4 protein-coding genes are annotated in these 2,084 nt (G+C 58.1%); 1 reads left to right on the plus strand and 3 read right to left on the minus strand.

Annotation, left to right across the window (positions count from 1 at the left end):
* Positions 1 to 89 precede the first annotated feature (89 nt).
* The 3 genes from C935_RS0112630 to C935_RS0112640 form a co-directional block, all read right to left on the minus strand.
* A complete protein-coding gene (locus C935_RS0112630) occupies positions 90 to 737 on the minus strand; it encodes an outer membrane beta-barrel protein (protein ID WP_018862852.1) in 648 nt (215 codons plus the stop codon).
* 315 nt (positions 738 to 1,052) lie between these two features.
* On the minus strand, positions 1,053 to 1,364 hold the full coding sequence (locus C935_RS0112635) for a hypothetical protein (protein WP_196799768.1): 312 nt from the start codon (positions 1,362 to 1,364) through the stop codon (positions 1,053 to 1,055).
* Positions 1,348 to 1,563 (minus strand): CsbD family protein, encoded by a 216-nt coding sequence (locus C935_RS0112640; protein ID WP_026278796.1) that lies wholly within the window; start codon positions 1,561 to 1,563, stop codon positions 1,348 to 1,350. The genes C935_RS0112635 and C935_RS0112640 overlap by 17 nt, the downstream gene beginning before the upstream one ends.
* Positions 1,564 to 1,770: 207 nt before the next feature.
* Here C935_RS0112640 and C935_RS13245 point away from each other — a divergent pair, with 207 nt between their 5' ends.
* Positions 1,771 to 1,935, plus strand: coding sequence for a DUF1328 domain-containing protein (locus C935_RS13245; RefSeq protein ID WP_018862855.1), 165 nt, complete (start codon positions 1,771 to 1,773; stop codon positions 1,933 to 1,935).
* The last annotated feature ends 149 nt before the right edge of the window (positions 1,936 to 2,084 follow it).

Raw genomic sequence — 2,084 nt, forward strand, 5'->3', positions numbered from 1 at the left:
TTGTGCAGAATGACTGCACGGCAGTCACCGCGCCTTGTTCCCACGCAAAAGCGACTCGAGCGCGGACGCGCGATTAAATCAGCGTCTCCCTAGAAGCGCCAGCCCAGTGAAGCGGTAAACGCGTCGACCTGGTAGTCGCTGTCGAAGTCATAGCGCTCGTACTCGGCGCGAATCAGGAACGCGTTCAGGTTGACCTGCATCCCGACACCATAAACAGGATCGAAGCCGTCCTGGCTGCGCAACGTACGGCCCTCATCCCCGAGATTTCCGCGCACGTCCGCATCCCACTTCGCCGCGCCCACCTTCGCGAATGCCTCCACATAGGGGCCGATCGGCAGCTTGCCCAGCACGCTGGCACCGTAAGCCGTGGAACGAACAGTTGAATGCGCACCGTCCTCGTCCCCGCGCAGATGTACCTCGCCCAGGTCGGTATAAAAGCCTTCGACCGCGAAGTACTGATTGAAGTTATAACCGACAATCCCGCGCCAGACGTTGTCGTCGTCGTCGATGCTGTAATCCGAGGTGCCCGAACCAATAAAGTCGGCCACCTCGTCGCTGTCATTTTTCAGCGAGCTAAAGCCTGTACCGAGCCCCATGTACACGCCTGTCGTGCGGTCACGCTCTTGCTCTGTGCGTTCCCGATCCTGTTGCTGATCCTGCTGCTGCGCCACAGCGTTCTGGGATCCGAACAGAACTAGTGCCGACACTGCAACACCGGCAATCAGATATCGTTTCATCACTCATCTCCTTAGCTTTTGCCATTCCTGCTTGAAAACGGAAAGCGACCGGAGACGATTCTTGACACAGTCAATGAGATTAGGAAGGTGCAATTGTTGAACCGAATCATACTAATCGACCGACCATTACACCGCGCTGGAGAATCATTGACAAAGCGCACATCGGCCTTAACGCATGATGCCTTTTCCTTTGGAACTGCACAGGGACGCGTTCGATGAATTGGCGCCCCAATTAACGCGCAAAAGGCTGGGGCGCGGATGACCACCCGCTCGTGGCCACCCGCGCCTCAGCCTTCTGCCATCGATCATCAACAACTAATCGAAGCGAATGGGGTTCCCGTCCCGATGCTCGTCATAGTCGTCGTCTTCGTACTGGTCTTCGTTCTCTTCTTCCTCGCGCTGGACTTCGTCATCGTCTTCGCGCTGATCCTCAATCCAGCCGCGTGCTTCGTCGCCCGATTCCTCGATGGCATCCACCGCATCCTCGACCGTGTCGTCGAATGTGTCATTGCCGTCGTCGGCCGTATCCGGATCGGAGCAGGCCGCCAGGAACAGCACCCCGGCAGCCGCCAGGGCCGTGCCAGCCCACCGGAGGCCAGGGCCCCTGCCCCTATGGATTGTCTTCATTACGCACCTCGTCCATCAGTTCGTTGATCCTCGCCGCGATCTTCTCCCGACTGTCGCCATACTTCTCGCGGATTCTGGCGGCCAGCTCCTCCACATTGCCTTCGGCCTCCACGACTTCGTCATCGGTAAGGCGGCCCCACTCCTGTTTCAAACGGGCTTTCAGGCGCTCGCTACGGCCCATCATCTGATCTCTGTTCATGCTTCGCTCTCTTGCGTTCAATGCGCGTGTTCGTCGGTGTTCAGGAAAGGCTATGTGGTACAGCCAAAGATGACATTAACCTGGAGCAAAAAGCTCCTCGGGAAAGCAGAAAGTGAGAACCGAGACAAGATGCTGACGCAAAAACGCGAAAACGCGCAGACCATGCCCTACACTTCAGGCGCGACTACAACCAAAAAGGAGTGGACGATGCTGGGATGGGCATTGATGTTCTTGATCATCGGGATCGTGGCCGGCGTGCTGGGCCTGAGCGGGATTGCCGGCGCGGCGACCAATATTGCATGGATTCTTTTCGTGGTGGGCCTGATCCTGGCGGTCATCTTCTTCATCACGGGGCGGCGCCCCCCGCTGTAGGGCGTGTACCCAGGGAACCACTGATCAATGTTTCGCTGACACCGAAAACGCCCGGCCTAGGGAGACGCTGATTTAATCGCACGTCCGCGTTGGTGCCCCCTGTTTTCCGAGACAAGGCGCGTCGTGCAGCGGGTAGTGGTTCTACCCGC

The organism is Thioalkalivibrio sp. ALJ3 (assembly GCF_000377205.1).
Taxonomy (GTDB): domain Bacteria; phylum Pseudomonadota; class Gammaproteobacteria; order Ectothiorhodospirales; family Ectothiorhodospiraceae; genus Thioalkalivibrio.

Coding starts and splice junctions, on each gene's coding strand:
- C935_RS0112635 (WP_196799768.1), bottom strand. CDS start 1,364: ATGAAGACAATCCATAGGGGCAGGGGCCCTGGCCTCCGGTGGGCTGGC.
- C935_RS0112630 (WP_018862852.1), bottom strand. CDS start 737: ATGAAACGATATCTGATTGCCGGTGTTGCAGTGTCGGCACTAGTTCTG.
- C935_RS13245 (WP_018862855.1), top strand. CDS start 1,771: ATGCTGGGATGGGCATTGATGTTCTTGATCATCGGGATCGTGGCCGGC.
- C935_RS0112640 (WP_026278796.1), bottom strand. CDS start 1,563: ATGAACAGAGATCAGATGATGGGCCGTAGCGAGCGCCTGAAAGCCCGT.